We start from the raw sequence: 17,862 nt of genomic DNA, 5'->3' as shown, positions 1-17,862 counted from the left end.
TGGTCTCACTCCTGTTCATTGGTCTTTGCCTGGTTGCGGGCCCTGCGGAACTCTTCCTGACGCCGGCGGATCTCCCGCGGGTCGTTGTAGGCACGCCCCTTGATGGGCTCCAGGTGAACCTCATCCTCGGCCGGGCTGTTCTCCGTCCCGCCGGTCGCGGTTTCCGCTTCTGCCGCCTGGGCGGGCGCGGCGGCTGCCGGTTCAGCTTGGGAGGTTGATTCGGCGCGGGCCTCCGCTTGAGGCCCGGTGCCGGATTCCGTAGAGGGTTCCTCTACGGAAGGCGCCGGTTCAGCTGCCTGGGCGCCGGCATTTTTTCCGGCGTCACCGGCAGCATCGTCATTACCCTCCGCTTCCGGCTGTTTCCGGGCTTTCGTGCTGGCAGCGGGCTCGCCATCGGTGGCTGCTGCCTCACTGAGGGCCGTCTTCGGGGGTTCCTCCGGCTGCTGTGCACTTTCAGCGGTGCTTTCCTTGCCAAAACCGGAGTCCTTTTCAGCTGCATGAGTCTCTTCGGCTGCAGGGGGCTCCGTCGTTTGTGCTGCGCTTTCCTTCGCCTTGGGGGCGTCGGTTTTCGCTTCAGATCCGGATTCCTTCTCCGCCTTGGCGTCAACAGCTTGCGTTTTCACGCCCTCGGCGGATTCCTGGTCAGCAGGCTTGCCGTTTTTCTGCCGGGGGCGGCGGGGACGCTGGAATTCCGGGTTTGGTGTTTCGTCCTCGGCGCTGTCCTGCTGGTTCCGGTTCCTGCCGCCGGAACCACCATGGCCCTGGTTCTTCCTGCGGTTGTCGGAGCGGCCCTGGTTGTCGCCACTGCCCTCGGGGGCCTTATCGCCGCCGCCCTGGGACTGCTTGTCGGAGGATTCCTCCTTCTGCTGCTCGTCACGGTCCGAATCACGATTGCGACGGTTACCTCCCCCTTTGGATTTCTGGGGACCGCCCTCGTTACCGCCGCCTTTGTTGCCACCACCGGACTTCTGCTCGGTATCGGGCTTGCGGTCGGAACCGGATTTCTGCTCGCCCCTGGGCTTCTGTTCGGCATTGGATTTCTGGTCAGCACCGGACTTCTGGTCGCCACTGGCTTTCTGTCCGCCACCTTTGCCGGACTGGCGGGATTGGCTACCGCCACCGCCTTTACCGCCCTGGCCGGAACCTTCCTGCTTGCCGCCGTCCTGCTTACCACCGGACTTCTGCTGGCTGTCCGAATCCTGCTGTCCCTGGCTCCGGTTGCGGTTCTGGCCACCACGGCGGCGCCGGTTCTGGCCGCCGCGCTGGTTGTTGCCGTCCTGGCCCTGACGGCCGCTCTGCTGCTGGCCGCCACCCTGCTGGCGCTGCTGGTTGTCGCCGCTCTGGGCCTGTCTCCGGTCGGAAGAGCCGCCGCCCTGGCGCTGGTTGCCTGAGCCGGTATCCTTTTGGCTTGAGCTGGATTCTTCCGGGGCCGCGAACATGGTCTGAAGCTTGCGTCCGACCCGCTGCCAGAACCCGAGTGTTTCACCGGCTGCCGGTGTTTCGGTCTTGGGTTCCGGGGCAGGGGTGCGGTTGGCCGGGGTTACCGCCTTTACAGCGGCTTCTTCCCGTTCGCCGGTGCTCTGGCCAATGGACCAGGCATCTTCCGGTTCGTCCTCGTGCCTTGCAGCGATCTCGAAGCTTGCTTCTCCAACGGTGACTTCGGTGTCATCGGTCCGCAGGCGCTGGACTTCGAAGTGTGGTGTCTCCAGGTTCTGGGAGGGTATTACCCGAACCCGCACATTCTCGCGTCGCTCAATGGCGTTGATCTCGTCGCGCTTCTCGTTGAGGAGGAAAGCGGCGACCGTGACCGGTACCAGTGCCCGTACTTCCGCAGTCTTGTCCTTGGAGGACTCCTCATACATCAGGCGCATGATGCTCAGCGCCTGGGATTCCATGCTGCGGATGGCGCCCTGGCCATTGCAGCGCGGGCAGACCTCGCTGCGGGTCTCGCCCAGCGAGGGCCGTAGCCGCTGGCGAGACATTTCCATCAGGCCGAAGCGGGAAATGCGGCCCAGCTGCACGCGGGCGCGATCAAGCTCCAGTGCCTCCCGGATACGCTGTTCGACCTCGCGTTGGTGGCGGTTGGGTGACATGTCTATGAAGTCGATCACGATCAGGCCGCCAATATCGCGCAGGCGAAGTTGCCGTGCAATCTCGTCCGCCGCCTCCAGGTTGGTCTGGAAGGCCGTCTCCTCGATGTCGCCGCCCCGGGTGGCGCGCGAGGAGTTGATGTCGATGGACACCAGTGCCTCGGTGGGGTCGATTACCAGCGAGCCACCGGAGGGTAGGGACACTTCCCGCTGGAAGGCGGTCTCGATCTGCGCCTCGATCTGATACCGGCTCAGCAGAGGAATGTCATCGGTGTAGAGCTTGATGCGGTTCTCGAAGGAGGGCATCACCGCTCGGACGAAGTTGAGCACATCCTCGTACACGCTGGGGGAGTCGATCATCACCTCGCTGATGTCCTGGCGCAGGTAGTCGCGCACGGCGCGGATGATGACGTTGCTTTCCTGGTAGATCAGGAAGGGCGCCTTGCGCGCTTCCGCGGCCTGGGTGATGGCATCCCAGAACTGCAGCAGGTAATCCAGGTCCCACTGCAGTTCCTCGGTTTCGCGGCCGATCCCGGCGGTGCGGACGATCACGCCCATGGCCTTGGGCACCTTCAGCCCGGACATGGCCTCCTTGAGCTGGCTGCGCTCGTCGCCCTGGATGCGACGCGAGATGCCGCCGGCTCTGGGGTTGTTGGGCATCAGGACCAGGTAGCGCCCGGCCAGGGTGATGAAGGTGGTCAGGGCCGCGCCCTTGTTACCACGCTCTTCCTTGTCGACCTGGACGATCAGTTCCTGGCCTTCGTTGAGCACGTCCTTGATGTTGATCTTGCCATCAATCTCGGACGGGGCCTTGCTGAAGTATTCGCGGGCGATTTCCTTCAGGGGCAGGAAGCCGTGACGTTCGGAGCCGTAATCAATGAAGGCGGCTTCAAGGCTCGGCTCGATGCGGGTGATGCGCCCCTTGTAGATGTTGGATTTCTTCTGTTCGCGGGTGCTGGATTCGATATCAAGATCGACCAGACGCTGGCCATCGACCAGAGCGACACGCAACTCCTCTTCGTGAGTTGCATTGATCAGCATTCTTTTCATGTGGAACAAACTTCCATCGTTCTGCGACGGAAGCGGTGCGGGGCGCAATGACGAGACAGCGGGCGTACGTTCGCCCGCTTCAGCAAAGCCGGAGGGGCCTTCTATGGCCAGCCCCGTGCTTGAGGGCGTACGGTTCTGTGGCCGCACGCCACCGAAGTCTGTCCCGTACCGGCTACGAGGTCTTATGTCATATTCATGAGCAGGACAGCCCGAACCGGTGCTTCTGTGTTTTCAAACCGTTGCGATGACCCTGCCGCGCGCTTCCGCCCGGATTGACATCAGTTCCTCCGGCTTTGACTCCAGCCGGGCGGAACACCCATCACGACGCGCGTTGTTCTCAGTTTCCGTGATCGTCCACCGGGGAGAGCCTCCTGGGCTCCGGCCCGGCGGGTGAAAGGACTCAGCCGCGCGCCTGTGTGATTCTGTTGGCTCTCGCTGTTTTCCTGCCAGGTGGAACCGGTGCGTCCGCTGCTCGTTTCATACCGGGCCCGAAGGCTCTATAATTGCGGATTCAATCGCTGACCGTGTTCCGCCAGTCCAGCCGGCCGAGATCGTCGGTCCGAGCGGAGCGGGAAAACAGAGTCAATATAGCAGTAATCCCCTGCCTCATCAACGAGCTGCGGAATGGCTCCGCATCCCAGGAGAAATACAGAATGCCAGGGCACCCGGGCAGCCATGACAGCGCCGAATCCAGACCCAGGGTCCAGTGGCTGGAAGTGGCGCCGGAATGGGCCGGACAGCGTCTCGACAACTTCCTCATGGGGCGTTTCCGGGGCGTTCCGAAAAGCGTTATCTACCGCGTGATCCGGAAGGGCGCCGTGCGGGCCAACCGCAAACGGGTGAAGCCGGACTACCGCATCGTCGCGGGTGACTCGATCCGGGTGCCGCCGCTGCGGGAACCCGAGCAGAAACCGGATCGAGCCCAGCCCGGTCGCCGGGTGCAGCGGCGCATGCAGGCGGCGGTGCTGCATGAAGCCCCGGACTTTCTGGTTGTGAACAAACCGGCTGGCATCGCGGTGCATGGTGGCAGTGGTGTGGACTTCGGGCTGATCGAGACGCTGCGTGCCGGGCGGGATGACCGTTACCTGGAGCTGGTGCACCGGCTGGACCGTGATACCTCCGGACTGATCCTGGTGGCCCGGCGCCGCTCAGCCCTCAAGGCCCTGCAGGACCAGTTCCGGCAGAAGAGTACGCACAAGGTTTATCGGGTGCTTGTGGTCGGAGAGTGGCCAAAGGGGGTGGCGCGCGTGGAGGCGCCGCTGCAGCGGGTCACCGGCGGGGCCGGTGAACGGCTGGTACGTGTCAGCGCCGATCAGGGCAAGGCGGCCCGGACGGACTTCCGGGTTCTGGAGCGTTTCCCTGGATACACGCTCCTGGAGGCCACACCACTGACGGGGCGCACGCACCAGATCCGGGTGCACGCGGCCTGCCAGGGATGCCCTGTGGCGGGGGATGCCAAGTATCTCGATGGGGCCTCGCAGGCGGCCTGGCAGCGTGGCGGTGGCGACCGGCTGATGCTGCACGCCCATCAGCTGGCATTCGAGACGCCCGCGGGTGAAAGGGTGACCTTCGAGGCACCGGTGCCGGAGGATTTTGAAGCGCAGATTCAGCGACTGGGAAAGCGTCAATGAGCTTTGATGTGGTGATCTTTGACTGGGATGGCACCCTGATTGATTCCGTGGATCATATCGCCGATAGTCTCGAACTGGCGGCGCGGGATCTGGGCTATCCGGTGCGTGAGCGCGAGGCGCTGCGCCATATCGTGGGGCTGGGCATGGAGGAGGCGCTGGGTCAGCTCTGGCCGGGCATCACCCGTGAAGAGATGACTCAGCTGCGTGAGGTCTATGCCCGCTATTTCTTTCAGCGCGATACCACGCCGGCGGATCTTTTCCATGGGGTGGATGAGCTGCTGGAAACCCTGCATGGTGGCCCCATGCTGGCGGTGGCCACCGGCAAGAGCCGGCCAGGGCTGGACCGGGCGCTGGGCTCCAGTGGGCTGGGGCGTTTTTTCCCTCTGACCCGCTGCGCCAATGAGACCGCCTCCAAGCCCGATCCTCTGATGCTGCGCCAGATTGTGAGCGAGACCGGCGCTTCCGTGGAGCGTATGGTGATGGTCGGTGATACCATCTACGACATGGAAATGGCGCGCCGGATCGGCATGCCGGCGATTGGCGTGACTTGGGGGGTGCATTCGGAGGCGCAGCTTTCGGCGCACAGCCCCATGGCCATTGCCTCTGACATCTCAATGCTGCGGGAGCTGATGGCTTCTGGCGGCACCCAGTGAATAACAGCAAGGAGACACCATGTCCGAGTGGGATTCGGAAAACGCGGAATGGGGCGTGACGCGGGAGGAACCTGCGAAGCGACAGGAGGGGCGTGCCCAGGAGGCCAGGGAGGACTCCAAGGAATGGCGCCTGATCGAGAAGACCATGATGTCGATGCAGGCAGAGCAGCGCCGCAGCCGGCGCTGGGGTATCCTGTTCAAGACACTGATACTGCTCTATCTGTTTGCGCTCCTGTTCACGTTCGGGTCGCCCTTTGGCTCCGGTGACCTCACCCCTGGCACCGGCGGGCCCCACACGGCACTGGTGGATGTGGAGGGCGCGATCGTCCAGGGCCAGGATGCCAGCGCCGACCACCTGGTGACCGCGCTGGAGAACGCCTTTTCGGCGGAGCAGTCGAAGGGCGTGATCCTGCGCATCAACAGCCCGGGTGGCAGCCCGGTCCAGGCCGACTACGTCTACCAGGCCATCAATCGGCTGCGTGATGAGTACCCGGACAAAAAGGTGCACGCAGTGATTTCGGACATCGGCGCTTCCGGCGCCTATTACATTGCCGCTGCGGCCGACCGCATCCATGCCAATCCTTCCAGCCTGGTCGGATCCATTGGCGTGCGTGGCGGTGGTTTTGGCTTTACCGGTGCGATGGAAAAGCTGGGTATCGAGCGTCGGCTGTACACGGCGGGTGAGAACAAGGCCTTCCTGGACCCCTTCCTGCCGGAAGACCCTGAGCAGGTGGCGTTCTGGGAGACCGTGCTGGACCGCACCCATGACCAGTTCATCGAGCGGGTGCGCGAAGGACGTGGGGATAAGCTGAAGGAATCCGAGGCGGAGCTGTTCTCGGGCTTGATCTGGACCGGACAGAAGGCGCGCGAGCTGGGGCTTGTCGACAGCTTCAACTCGGCCGGCCAGGTGGCCCGCAACGTGGTTGGCGCCGAGAACATTGTGGACTACAGCTATAAGCCCTCACCGTTCCAGCGGATCATGCGTGACCTGGGCAGCTCGGTTGGGCAGGGTGTTACGGAAACGCTCATCAACAGCGGCCCCATGTTGCGCTGAGTTTTGACAATCAACGGTGGGAACCCTAGAATCGCGGCCTTATGTCGAACCCGGAGATACCCCTGTCGGTCGATGCGCTGAAGCCGTTCGAACAGGGGACCGTCAAAGAGGGCAGTCTGGCCCTTGCCGGTATGAACCGGCTCGAGCCGTTGATTCTGGAAACAGAAGGCGAGGCGGTGGTCAGGCTGGCGTTCTTTTTTGATGACGAGCGGCGTCGCGTCATTGAAGGCTGGGTCCGGGCGGAGCTGGTGGTGCTTTGCCAGCGATGCCTTGAGGCCATGCGCCTGCCGGTGGAGTCAGACTTCCGGGTGGGCGTGGTGGACACAGAGGTGATGGCGGAGCAGCTTCCGGCCAGTCTAGAGCCTATGGTGGCGGGGCAGCGGGATCTGCCGATCCATGAGCTTCTGGAGGATGAGCTCATCATGAGCCTGCCGGACTATCCGGTGCACGAGAAGGCAGGCTGCAGCGCATCCGCCACGCTGGAACGCATCAACCGGGATGCCGGCGACGCTGTTGCTCAGGCGCGCGAGCACGATACAGACAACCCGTTCCGTGTACTGGCCGGCCTCGGCTCTGGGGGGCAGGATCAGGGCGGAACGGATTCGTAATTCAAGAGAAAGGCAAGACTCCAGGAGTAATCTGCTATGGCCGTTCAGAAGAATCGCAAGACCCGTTCACGGCGCGGCATGCGTCGCTCCCACGACGGGCTCAGCAAGCCCGCGCTGTCCATGGACCCGACTACCGGGGAAGTGCATCGTCGGCATCACATCTCCCCCGATGGTTTCTATCGGGGTAAGAAGGTGATCGAAACACCGGAAGACTGAGTGACCGGTGGCGGCTGAGACCACCATCGCCGTTGACGCCATGAGTGGCGACCGCGGCTGTGAACCGGTGGTCCGCGCTGCGGAAATTGCCGTTTCGAATAACAGGGCCTTGAGGGTCGTGCTGCTGGGTAGGCGCGCGGACCTCGAGGCCTTTCTGTCTGCGGGCCACGAACGCATCGAGATCCAGGATGCCCCCGACGTGGTCACCATGGAGGAGCGTCCCTCCCACGCGCTTCGCCATGGTCAGCAGTCCTCGATGGCGCGTGCGCTGTCATTGGTCCGCAGCGGCGGCGCCGATGCCTGCGTCAGCGCCGGCAACACCGGGGCGCTCATGGCCCTGGGCCGCAACACCCTCGAGACCTGGCCGGGCATCGAACGGCCCGCCATTATCAAACGCATCCCCTTCCATGACGGCCACTGTTATGTGCTGGACCTGGGTGCGAATGTGGATGCCAGTGCCGAGCACCTGGTGCAGTTCGCCCTGATGGGGCGCCTCATGGCGCAGGCTGTGGACGGCATCCAGGAGCCCCGTGTGGCACTGCTCAATGTGGGCCAGGAGGCTGTCAAGGGCAATGAGCAGGTCCGGCTGGCGGGCCACATGCTTCAGGCGCGAGAGCAATCCGGATACATTGGCTATATTGAAGGCAGCGACCTTTTCCGGGGCGTGGCCGATGTGGTGGTGTGTGACGGTTTTGTCGGCAATGTAGCGCTGAAGACCGGAGAGGGCGTTGCAGAGCTGATCGGCGATCTGATACGGCGTTCTTTTGCAGACAGCTGGTATTCGCGCTTGGTCTCGGCCCTCGCTGCACCGGTGTTACGCAGGATCAAGCGGCGCCTGGACCCCGCACGGCATAATGGCGCGAGTTTCATCGGCCTGCGCGGCGTGGTGATCAAAAGCCACGGCAATGCGGATGTGACCGGGCTGGTGGCAGCCATTGAACAGGCGGCCCGGGAGGTCGACCATGAACTGCCGCGCAGGCTCGGGGACTTGCTGGAACAGGTTGAATTCTAGAACAGAACAGGAAGGACAGATGACGACAGCACTGGTGTTTCCCGGTCAGGGCTCCCAGTCCGTTGGAATGCTGGACGAAGCAGCTGCCGAGTGGCCGCTGGTCGGGCAGACCTTTGAGCAGGCCTCCGGCGTGTTGGGTTACGATCTGGCTGAACTCTGCCGGCAGGGCCCTGCGGAAGAGCTGAACCGTACCGATGTGACCCAGCCGGCACTGCTTACCGCCAGCGTTGCGCTGTGGCGTGTTTGGCAGGATCTGGGCGGCCCGAAGCCGGATTATCTGGCGGGCCACAGTCTCGGGGAATACTCCGCGCTGGTGGCTGCGGGATGCCTGGAATTTGCTGACGCCGTTGACCTGGTGCGTATCCGCGGCGATGCGATGCGGCATGCCGTGCCGGAAGGTGCGGGGCGTATGGCTGCGATCCTGGGGCTGGATGACGAGGCCGTTATCAGTCTCTGTCAGGAGCACGTCTCAGAAGGCGTGGTTGAAGCGGTCAATTTCAATGCTCCCGGGCAGGTAGTCATTGCCGGCTCCGCAACTGCGGTGGACCGCGTGATTGAGCGCGCCCGGGAAGAGGGCGCGAAGAAGGTCATGCCCCTGGATGTGAGCGTGCCGTCCCACTGTGCCCTGATGCAGCCGGCGGCGGATCGCATGGCCGGGGCGCTGGCGGGTGTGAGCGTTCAGGACGCGGCCATTCCTGTTGTCCAGAACGTGACCGCAGGCCCGGTGACCGACGCGGCCTCCATCCGTGAGAATCTCTACTGGCAGCTGATTTCGCCGGTGCGGTGGACCGAATCCGTACGCTTTATGGGCGAACAGGGTGTCGGTGTCATGGCCGAGTGCGGTCCCGGCAAGGTGCTTTCGGGGCTGGCGCGGCGCATTGACCGCAGCATGGGGTGTCATCCCACTGAGACCCCTGAACAGATGACAAAGGCGCTGGAAGCGGTTCGCGAAGGCGCCTGACAGCGACGCTCAACGGGAGAAAAGGATGCTGGAAGGACAGGTGGTTCTGGTAACCGGCGCGAGCCGTGGCATCGGCAGTGCGATTCTGGAACGCTTTGCCAGCGCCGGTGCCACGGTGATCGGAACAGCAACATCGGAATCCGGTGCGTCCGCCATTGCCGGCAGGATCAGCGAGAATGGCTGGCAGGGTGACGGGGTGGTCATGAATGTGGGTGATGCGGAGAGCGTCACAGAGGGCATCAAGACGATCGGCCAGAAGTTCGGCCCACCCACGGTGCTGGTCAACAATGCCGGCGTGACCCGGGATGGGCTGGCCATGCGCATGAAGCCCGATGACTGGGACGAGGTGATCAACACCAATCTCTCGGCGGTCTACCGCACCAGCCAGGCCGTGCTCAAGGGCATGATGAAGGCGCGGACCGGGCGCATTATCAACCTGAGTTCGGTGGTTGCCCGCATGGGCAACGCCGGGCAGATGAACTATGCCGCCAGCAAGGCGGGCATCGAGGGCATGACCCGTTCCCTGGCGCGGGAAGTGGCAAGCCGTGGTATCACCGTCAATGCCATTGCGCCCGGGTTCATTGAAACGGACATGACGCGGGAGCTTGACGAAAGCCAGCGTGATGCCATGCTGTCAGCCATTCCGGCAGGCCGTCTCGGCGAGGCAGGGGAAGTGGCCGATCTGGCTGTGTTCCTCGCGTCCGAAGGGGCAGCCTACATCAATGGCGAGACAATCCATGTCAATGGTGGCATGTATATGAACTGAAGGAGGGCGTTCCCGCCGTCACAGGGTGGGTACGGCTTCCGGTCAGCCCCTTCCGGGTCGGTTGTTCGGCCCGGGGGATTCAACTAAACTGGCACGCCAGCACTGCTGGACGCACAAATGAGGACATTATGAGTACAGTTGAAGAGCGCGTTAAGAAGATTGTCTGTGAACAGCTGGGGGTTAAGGAGTCCGAAGTACAGAGCACTTCCTCTTTCGTAGAGGATCTGGGTGCCGACTCCCTGGACACGGTTGAGCTGGTCATGGCTCTGGAAGAAGAGTTCGAGACCGAGATCCCGGATGAGGAAGCCGAGAAACTGACCACGGTCAAGGACGCGGTGGACTACATCGAGTCCCACAGCAGCTGAACGGACCAACGCGGTTCGATCGGTACCAAAGCCGCCCTGAGCAGGGGCGGCTTTTTTGATCGTGACTGGCTCAGACAGCGGGAGTAGAGCTGATGCCCGAATGGATCTGGCCGGGGAATGGCCCGGTGGTACCGCCTGATGATCGGGGGCTGGCCTATGGACAGGGGGTCTTCGAGACTTTGAGGGTGACCCCGGCCGGGCCGATCCTGTTGGACGCGCACCGGGAACGGCTTCTGGCGGGCTGCCGGGTGCTCGGAATCCCGTTTGATGCGCACGCACTGGACGACTGGCAGCAGCAGGCCGGCGAACGTGGGCTGCTCGCTCCGGAAACCCCGGCGGTGCTCAAGGTCACGGTTACGGCGGGGTCTGGTGGCAGGGGCTATCGGCCGCCGGCAACAGTGACGCCCAGGGTGATCTCCGCCCTGGCAGCGGCCCCGGCGATACCGCGTGAAGGTGTCCGGGTCCGTCTCTGCCGGCAGCTGCTGTCTCCGATGGTGGCGGGCCGGGGCTTAAAGACCCTGGCCCGCCTGGAACAGGTACTTGCCAGTTCCGAACTCTCAGAGAGCGAGTTCGAGGGGCTGATGGCGATGGAGGAGGGCTCTGGATGGGTCGAGGGAACCCGGTCCTGCTTGTTTTCCGTGGTGGACGGTACCCTGGTGACGCCTCCACGGGACCAGCTCGCTGTTGCTGGAACGCTGCGCGACTGGGTCGTCGGCAACGCAGGACGCCTTGGCCTGACGATCGAGGAACGTGAACTGACGGAGGCCGACTTCCGGAGCCATGGGCTGCTGCTCGGCAACAGTGTGATGGGTCTGGTGCCCGTCAGCGAGTGCGGTGACAGTACCGTGCCGATGAACGTCAAGGCCACGCGGATGGTTGAGGATGTGAACAGGGAGCTTGGATTCCGGTGATGTGGTCGGGGAAGCGCATTCTTGGTTTCGTGGTCCTTCTGGCGGCCGTGACGGCCATCGCGGGCTGGCTGTTCACAGAGTGGCAGTTCCAGCGCATGGAAGAGCCGCTGGCGCTTGAGCAGCCCGTAACCATGGAGATCGAGCGTGGCACCACCCTGCAGGGGCTAGCGCGTGAGCTGGAGAGGCGGGAGCGCCTGCACAGCGCGTTCTGGCTGCGGGTGCGTGCGCGTCTGGAGCCTGAACTGGCGGAGTTGCAGTCCGGTTTCTATCAGCTTGAGGACGGCATGTCTCCACTGGCCTTTGTGCGCCGTGTAGCCGCAGGTGACACCCAGAGCTGGACAGTGCGTATCCCGGAAGGCTGGACGTTCGACCGCATCCGCGCACGCCTGGCCGACGCGGAGCCCTTGCGCAATGAACTGGAGGGAGTGAGCGGTGAGGGAGTAATGGAACGTCTGGGGCAGCCTGGTATGGACCCCGAGGGCTGGTTCTTCCCGGCAGTGTATGAATATAAGCATGGTGATTCGGATCTGGATGTGCTTGAACGGGCCCATAACCGCATGCAACGGATCCTGGCCCGGCTCTGGCAGGACCGCAGTGAGGAACTGCCTCTGGAAACTCCCTATGAAGCCCTGATACTGGCTTCGATCGTGGAGCTTGAGACTCCCCTCAGTGAGGAGAAACCCCGGGTCGCCGGCGTTTTTACGCGGCGGCTGGAGCAGGGAATGCGTCTGCAGACTGACCCCACCGTGATCTATGGCATGGGTGAAGACTACGAAGGTCGTATCGGTCACGCGGACCTGAGGGAGTACACGCCCTACAACACTTACCGGATCGATGGCCTGCCGCCCACGCCCATAGGGGTGCCGGGTGAGGCTTCGCTGCGAGCCGTTGTGAATCCGGCGGAGGGCAATGCCCTCTATTTTGTCGCGAAAGGCGATGGTTCCCATCATTTCTCCAGTACACTTGAAGAGCATAATGAGGCGGTGCGCCGGTATCAGCTCAATCGCGGCGAGGACTACCGGTCCTTCCCGGCACCGGAGAGCGGTAAAGACTGATGACACGCGGGCTTTTCATTACTTTTGAAGGTACGGAGGGCGTGGGCAAATCCACCGCCATCCGCAGTGCCAGTGACTGGCTCGCGGAACAGGGCGTGCCGCACAGGGTAACCCGTGAACCGGGCGGTACCCCCATGGCGGAGGAGATCCGGGAACTCCTCCTGCGCTCACGGGAGGAGCCGGTCGATCCCACCTGCGAGCTGCTGCTGATGTTCGCCGCCCGGGCGCAGCACCTGGCCCGGGTCATCCGGCCAGCGCTTGAGGGGGGAGAATGGGTGCTTTGTGATCGTTTCACGGATGCCACCTACGCCTACCAGGGAGGTGGGCGGGAGCTGGACGCGGTGCCGGTAGCGCAACTTGAATCCCTGGTTCAGGGGGAAGCGCTGCGCCCCGATGCCGTGCTCTGGCTTGATGCGCCAGTGGAAACGGGGATGGCCCGGATTGCTGGGCGGGGTGAGGGACCGGACCGTTTTGAGCACGAGCGGGTCCGGTTCTTTGAGCGCGTGCGTCAGGTCTATGAGACGCGTGCCGGCAATCCTGCCAACCGTTACCGGCGTATTGACGCAGAAGTAACCGCGAAGGAGGTCGCGGCGGCTGTTCGAGGGACGATGGAGGAACTCCACAAGGAGTGGCCGTCCCTGCAATGATTGTCGTGCAGGGTTTTCCAAGCTCTGCTTTAATGAATGAATAGACCGTGTGGGCAGAGGTATCACGCCCAGGATTACTGGAGGCCGAACGCTATGTTTGATGCCAGTCGGGTGCTTGACCCGTCGTTCCCCCACGATGATACCGATTTCCTCTGGCAGGGTATCGTCGATAACCATTACACCGATGAAACGGCCTACCTTGAATCACTGCTGGCGCTGGCAGAGCCTGATGGGCGCGAGCGCCAGGCCATTGCGGATCGGGCAACAGGACTGATCCGCAAGGTCCGCGAGCAGGATGATTCCGTGCACATGGTGGACGCGCTTCTGCAGGAATACAGCCTGGATACCGAAGAAGGCATCCTGCTGATGTGTCTGGCTGAGGCGCTGATAAGGATTCCGGACGCGCATACGGCGGATGAGCTGATCCGCGACAAGATGGGTGACGCCGACTGGCGCAAGCACCTGGGCCGCAGCGAATCCGTCATGGTCAACGCCTCCACATGGGGCATGCTGCTTACCGGCCGTGTGGTCAAGATGGACCCGGGTCTGGATGGCCACCCCAAATCCATCTGGCACAAGCTGGTGAACCGCGCCGGTGAGCCGGTGATCCGCAAGGCCATGTACCAGGCCATGGCGATCATGGGCCGGCAGTTCGTGCTTGGCCGGGATATTGATGAAGCCCTGCAGGAAGGTCGCCAGTACCGGGATCAGGGCTACAGCTATTCCTTCGACATGCTGGGGGAGGCGGCGCTCAATGAGTCCGACTCCTCGCGCTATTTCAATGATTACTGGACGGCTATTGAGGCAGTGGGCAATGACCGTTACCCCCGTGGTGAACGGCCGGTGCCATCGGTTTCCATCAAGCTGTCCGCGCTTTATCCACGCTATGAGCGTGCCCAGGAGGACAGGGCGAAGGCGGAACTGGTCCGGCGTCTGAGCCGGCTCGTTACCTTTGCGCGCGAGAAACAGGTTCCCCTGACTGTGGACGCGGAGGAGATGGATCGCCTCGAACTCTCGCTCGAGATCTTCCGCACCGTCTACGAATCCGAAGCCGCCAAGGGCTGGGGTGAACTGGGTCTCGCGGTACAGGCCTACTCCAAGCCGGCACTGCCGGTGCTGTGCTGGATCGCGGCTCTGGCGCGCCGCCAGGGCGACCGTATTCCCGTGCGCCTGGTCAAGGGCGCCTACTGGGATACCGAGATCAAGCACGCCCAGATGATGGGCGTTGAGACCTATCCGGTCTACACGCGCAAGGAAGGCACGGATGTGTGCTACCTGGCCTGCGCCCGCTTCCTGCTCAGTGACTACGCCCAGGGGTATATCTTCCCGCAGTTCGCCAGCCACAACGCGCACACCGTGGCCTCGGTGCTGAACATGGCTGATGAGAACGGGGCGGAGTACGAATTCCAGCGGCTCCACGGGATGGGCGATGCCCTCTATTCCGTGGTGATGGGTGAGGTTCCCAGGGTGCCGGTGCGCATCTACGCGCCCGTAGGGGCCCACAAGGATCTGCTGCCTTACCTGGTGCGGCGGCTGCTGGAGAATGGCGCCAACTCTTCCTTCGTTCACCGGCTGGTGGACGCCGAGACGCCGATTGAGGATCTCATAGGGCACCCGGCGGACGCCCTGCGGGCCCACAACAGCCTGCCGGACCTGCGGATTCCCCGCCCGCCGGAGATCTACGGCAGCGAGCGGCGTAACTCCCGCGGCCACAACCTGGCGGTGCTGTCCGATCTCAGGCCCTTCCAGCAGGGACTTGAGCGTTGGGCTGAACACCAGTGGAAGGCCGCGCCAATTGTGAACGGCGAACGCTGCGACTCGAATTCCAGGACCCGGGTGACCAACCCCCACAACCGTGACCGGATCGCCGGTGAGATCGCCTGGAGCAGGCAGGACATTGTCGAGAAGGCCCTGAGTACGGCCCATCAGGCTTTTGAGTCCTGGAACCGCACGCCGGCGGAGGAGCGTGCGAAGTGCCTCGAGGCCTATGCGGATCTGCTGGAGGTCAACGAGTACGAGCTGATCGCCCTGTGCAGCCGTGAGGCGGGCAAATCCCTGCCCGATGGTATTGCCGAGGTGCGCGAGGCCGTGGATTTCTGCCGCTATTACGCCATGCAGGCACGGCGGCAGTTCGCGGAGCCCATGGAGATGCCGGGGCCGACGGGGGAGTCCAACGAATACTACCTGGAAGGCCGCGGAGTGTTCCTGTGCATCAGCCCCTGGAACTTCCCGGTGGCCATCTTCACCGGCCAGATCATGGCGGCACTGGCAGCGGGCAACACGGTACTGGCCAAGCCTGCGGAACAGACCAGCCTCATCGGTGGTCGCTGTGCGGAGCTGATGCTGGAAGCCGGCTTCCCGCCGGGCGTGCTCCAGTACCTGCCCGGTGACGGTGCCGGAATCGGTGGCCAGGTGCTCTCCGATCAGCGCCTCGCTGGTGTCACCTTCACCGGGTCTACCGGTGTTGCCCATCACATCAGCCGTACACTGGCTGCCAGAGAAGGGCCGATCATCCCGCTGATCGCGGAAACCGGCGGCCAGAACGCCATGATCGTGGACAGCAGCGCGCTGCCGGAACAGGTGGTCAAGGATGTGATCATGTCCGCCTTCGGCAGTGCCGGCCAGCGCTGCTCGGCGCTGCGGGTGCTGTATCTGCAGGAGGACGTTGCGGATGTGATCGAGGAGACCCTCGCCGGTGCCATGCGGGATCTGCGCATGGGCGATCCCATCCGCGTGGAGACCGACGTGGGGCCGGTGATCGATCAGGAAGCCTACGACGACCTGATGAAGCATGTTGCCGAACTGCGGGAGCGCAACCGCCTGGTTGGCGAAGCACCGCTGCCCGACAAGGCGGAGAAGGGCTATTTCGTGCCTCCGGTGGCCTATGAGATCAACAGCATGAAGGATCTCGGCCGGGAGTTCTTCGGGCCCATCCTTCACGTGGTGCGCTATGATGCCCGCGAGCTGGATTCCGTGATCGATGAGATCAACGGGGCGGGCTATGGCCTCACCCTGGGCATTCACAGTCGCAGTGAATCCGCTGCCGCCTATATCGAGCGGCGGGTGAAGGTCGGCAACACCTATATCAACCGCAACCAGGTTGGTGCTGTAGTCGGCGTCCAGCCCTTTGGTGGACGTGGACTTTCCGGGACCGGCCCCAAGGCCGGAGGCCCCAACTACCTGCCGCGTTTCGCCACGGAGCGCGTCAGGACCAACAACACCACGGCGGCAGGCGGTAATGCGACCCTCCTGTCGCTGGGTGTGGAGGAAATCGGATGAACAACTACAAACGGACATTCCCCTTTGGAGCCGGATCATGATTGAAAACACAGTTGCGGTCACCTGGACCTTTATTCTCTACCTTGCAGTAATGCTGGCGCTGGGTGTCATTGCCTATATGCGCACCCAGAACCTGTCGGACTACATCCTTGGCGGGCGGAACCTGGGGCCGATTCCTTCGGCTCTGAGTGCCGGTGCCTCGGATATGAGCGGCTGGTTGCTGCTGGGGCTGCCCGGGGCGGCCTTTGCCAATGGTGTTGGCGCGAGCTGGATCGCCATCGGGCTGCTGGTGGGGACCTACCTGAACTGGCTGTTTGTGGCCAGGCGCCTGCGGAACTATTCCCAGGCGGCCAAGGACTCGCTGACGATCCCGTCCTTCCTGGAGAACCGGTTCCGCGATGATACGCGGGCGCTGCGGGTTATCGCCGCCTTCTTTATTCTCTTGTTCTTCCTGTTCTACACCAGTTCCGGCCTGGTTGCCGGTGGTAAGCTCTTCGAGACCGTCTTTGGCCTGGAATACCAGTGGGCGGTGATCGTGGGCACACTTGCCGTGGTGTCCTACACGCTGTTCGGCGGCTTCCTGGCGGTGTCCTGGACGGACGTTGTACAGGGGCTGCTGATGTTGGCCGCCCTGATGCTGGTGCCGGTTCTGGCGATCAACAGTGCCGAGGTTGGAGGCTGGGCCGGTATGGAAGCGTCTCTGCTTGAGAAAGGTCAGGGCACGCTTTCACTGTTCTCGAATGCAAGTGGTGAATCGCTCGGGTTCATTGCGATCGTCTCGTCGCTGGCCTGGGGGCTGGGCTATTTCGGGCAGCCCCACGTACTTGCCCGCTTCAAGGCCATCAGTGATGAATCACTCGTGCCCTATGCGCGCCGTGTGGCGGTCTCCTGGACGGCCATCACGCTGATCGGCTCCGTGCTGGTGGGGCTGGCAGCCGTCGGTTACTTCGGGCCCGAGGGGCTGGAGGACCGTGAGACGGCCTTCATGATGCTGGTGGATGCGCTCTTCCATCCGGTGATCGCAGGCATCCTGCTGGCGGCCATCCTTGCCGCAATCATGAGTACGGCTGATTCCCAGCTGCTGGTGTCGTCGTCCGCGCTGGCCGAGGACTTCTACAAGGGCTTCTTCCGCCCCGAGGCTGATTCCGTGGAGCTGGTCCGTATCGGGCGGGTTGCCGTTATCGTGATTGCGGTGATCGCCGGTGTGGTCGCCCTGGATGACGACAGCATGGTTCTGGACCTGGTCTCCTATGCATGGGCCGGCTTTGGCGCCGCCTTTGGCCCGGTCATCCTGTTGTCACTGTACTGGCCCCGCATGAACAAGATGGGCGCCCTTGCGGGTGTGGTTGTCGGCGGCCTGACGGTCGTGGTCTGGAAGCAGCTCTCCGGCGGTCTGTTCGATATGTACGAGATCGTTCCCGGATTCCTGTTTGCTGCCATTGCCGTCGTGATCGGCTCCATGGCAACCGGCGAGCCGGACAAGGAGATTGCCGACGAGTTCCGCAAGGTTAACGGCTGACGTTCTGGGCCGCCCTTCGGGGCGGCCTTGCACCCCTGATCAACC

At 63.3% G+C, this 17,862-nt stretch carries 15 protein-coding genes; 14 read left to right on the top strand and 1 reads right to left on the bottom strand.

Annotated features, from left to right (window positions below):
* Nucleotides 1–5: 5 nt before the first annotated feature.
* Nucleotides 6–3,140 (bottom strand): ribonuclease E, encoded by a 3,135-nt coding sequence (rne, locus tag H4I92_RS16135; protein WP_077531538.1) that lies wholly within the window; start codon nucleotides 3,138–3,140, stop codon nucleotides 6–8.
* Nucleotides 3,141–3,793: 653 nt separating this feature from the next.
* Here rne and H4I92_RS16130 point away from each other — a divergent pair.
* From H4I92_RS16130 to putP, 14 genes are all read left to right on the top strand, one after another.
* Nucleotides 3,794–4,771 carry an RluA family pseudouridine synthase gene (locus H4I92_RS16130; protein WP_077531537.1) on the top strand — a complete coding sequence of 326 codons (978 nt, stop codon included), beginning with the start codon at nucleotides 3,794–3,796 and terminating at the stop codon, nucleotides 4,769–4,771.
* A complete protein-coding gene (locus H4I92_RS16125) occupies nucleotides 4,768–5,424 on the top strand; it encodes an HAD family hydrolase (protein ID WP_077531536.1) in 657 nt (218 codons plus the stop codon). The genes H4I92_RS16130 and H4I92_RS16125 overlap by 4 nt, the downstream gene beginning before the upstream one ends.
* A 19-nt stretch (nucleotides 5,425–5,443) precedes the next feature.
* The gene (locus H4I92_RS16120) at nucleotides 5,444–6,478 is read left to right on the top strand and encodes a S49 family peptidase (RefSeq protein ID WP_077531535.1); all 1,035 of its coding nucleotides are present in this window, start codon (nucleotides 5,444–5,446) and stop codon (nucleotides 6,476–6,478) included.
* Between the two features lie 41 nt (nucleotides 6,479–6,519).
* Nucleotides 6,520–7,086, top strand: coding sequence for a YceD family protein (locus tag H4I92_RS16115; protein ID WP_077531534.1), 567 nt, complete (start codon nucleotides 6,520–6,522; stop codon nucleotides 7,084–7,086).
* Between the two features lie 36 nt (nucleotides 7,087–7,122).
* Nucleotides 7,123–7,302, top strand: coding sequence for a 50S ribosomal protein L32 (rpmF, locus tag H4I92_RS16110; RefSeq protein WP_077531533.1), 180 nt, complete (start codon nucleotides 7,123–7,125; stop codon nucleotides 7,300–7,302).
* 7 nt (nucleotides 7,303–7,309) lie between these two features.
* Nucleotides 7,310–8,314, top strand: coding sequence for a phosphate acyltransferase PlsX (plsX, locus tag H4I92_RS16105; RefSeq protein WP_245800950.1), 1,005 nt, complete (start codon nucleotides 7,310–7,312; stop codon nucleotides 8,312–8,314).
* 19 nt (nucleotides 8,315–8,333) lie between these two features.
* Nucleotides 8,334–9,275 (top strand): ACP S-malonyltransferase, encoded by a 942-nt coding sequence (gene fabD, locus H4I92_RS16100; RefSeq protein ID WP_077531532.1) that lies wholly within the window; start codon nucleotides 8,334–8,336, stop codon nucleotides 9,273–9,275.
* 25 nt (nucleotides 9,276–9,300) lie between these two features.
* A complete protein-coding gene (gene fabG / locus H4I92_RS16095) occupies nucleotides 9,301–10,041 on the top strand; it encodes a 3-oxoacyl-ACP reductase FabG (RefSeq protein ID WP_077531531.1) in 741 nt (246 codons plus the stop codon).
* Between the two features lie 128 nt (nucleotides 10,042–10,169).
* Nucleotides 10,170–10,406, top strand: a complete 237-nt coding sequence (acpP, locus tag H4I92_RS16090; RefSeq protein WP_077531530.1) for an acyl carrier protein — start codon at nucleotides 10,170–10,172, stop codon at nucleotides 10,404–10,406.
* Nucleotides 10,407–10,498: 92 nt separating this feature from the next.
* The gene (locus tag H4I92_RS16085) at nucleotides 10,499–11,317 is read left to right on the top strand and encodes an aminotransferase class IV (RefSeq protein WP_077531529.1); all 819 of its coding nucleotides are present in this window, start codon (nucleotides 10,499–10,501) and stop codon (nucleotides 11,315–11,317) included.
* The gene (mltG, locus tag H4I92_RS16080; RefSeq protein ID WP_077531528.1) at nucleotides 11,317–12,372 is read left to right on the top strand and encodes an endolytic transglycosylase MltG; all 1,056 of its coding nucleotides are present in this window, start codon (nucleotides 11,317–11,319) and stop codon (nucleotides 12,370–12,372) included. The genes H4I92_RS16085 and mltG overlap by 1 nt, the downstream gene beginning before the upstream one ends.
* On the top strand, nucleotides 12,372–13,019 hold the full coding sequence (gene tmk, locus H4I92_RS16075) for a dTMP kinase (protein ID WP_077531527.1): 648 nt from the start codon (nucleotides 12,372–12,374) through the stop codon (nucleotides 13,017–13,019). The genes mltG and tmk overlap by 1 nt, the downstream gene beginning before the upstream one ends.
* A 93-nt stretch (nucleotides 13,020–13,112) precedes the next feature.
* Complete coding sequence (putA, locus tag H4I92_RS16070) at nucleotides 13,113–16,298, top strand: bifunctional proline dehydrogenase/L-glutamate gamma-semialdehyde dehydrogenase PutA (protein WP_077531526.1); 3,186 nt, start codon at nucleotides 13,113–13,115, stop codon at nucleotides 16,296–16,298.
* Nucleotides 16,299–16,335: 37 nt separating this feature from the next.
* Nucleotides 16,336–17,817 (top strand): sodium/proline symporter PutP, encoded by a 1,482-nt coding sequence (putP, locus tag H4I92_RS16065; protein ID WP_077531525.1) that lies wholly within the window; start codon nucleotides 16,336–16,338, stop codon nucleotides 17,815–17,817.
* Nucleotides 17,818–17,862 lie beyond the last annotated feature (45 nt).

This window comes from Vreelandella halophila, from assembly GCF_019903425.1.
Classification (GTDB): domain Bacteria; phylum Pseudomonadota; class Gammaproteobacteria; order Pseudomonadales; family Oleiphilaceae; genus Halospina; species Halospina halophila.
The sequence above is the reverse complement of the archived record's forward strand: the minus strand, read 5'-3'. Positions and strand labels throughout refer to the sequence as shown.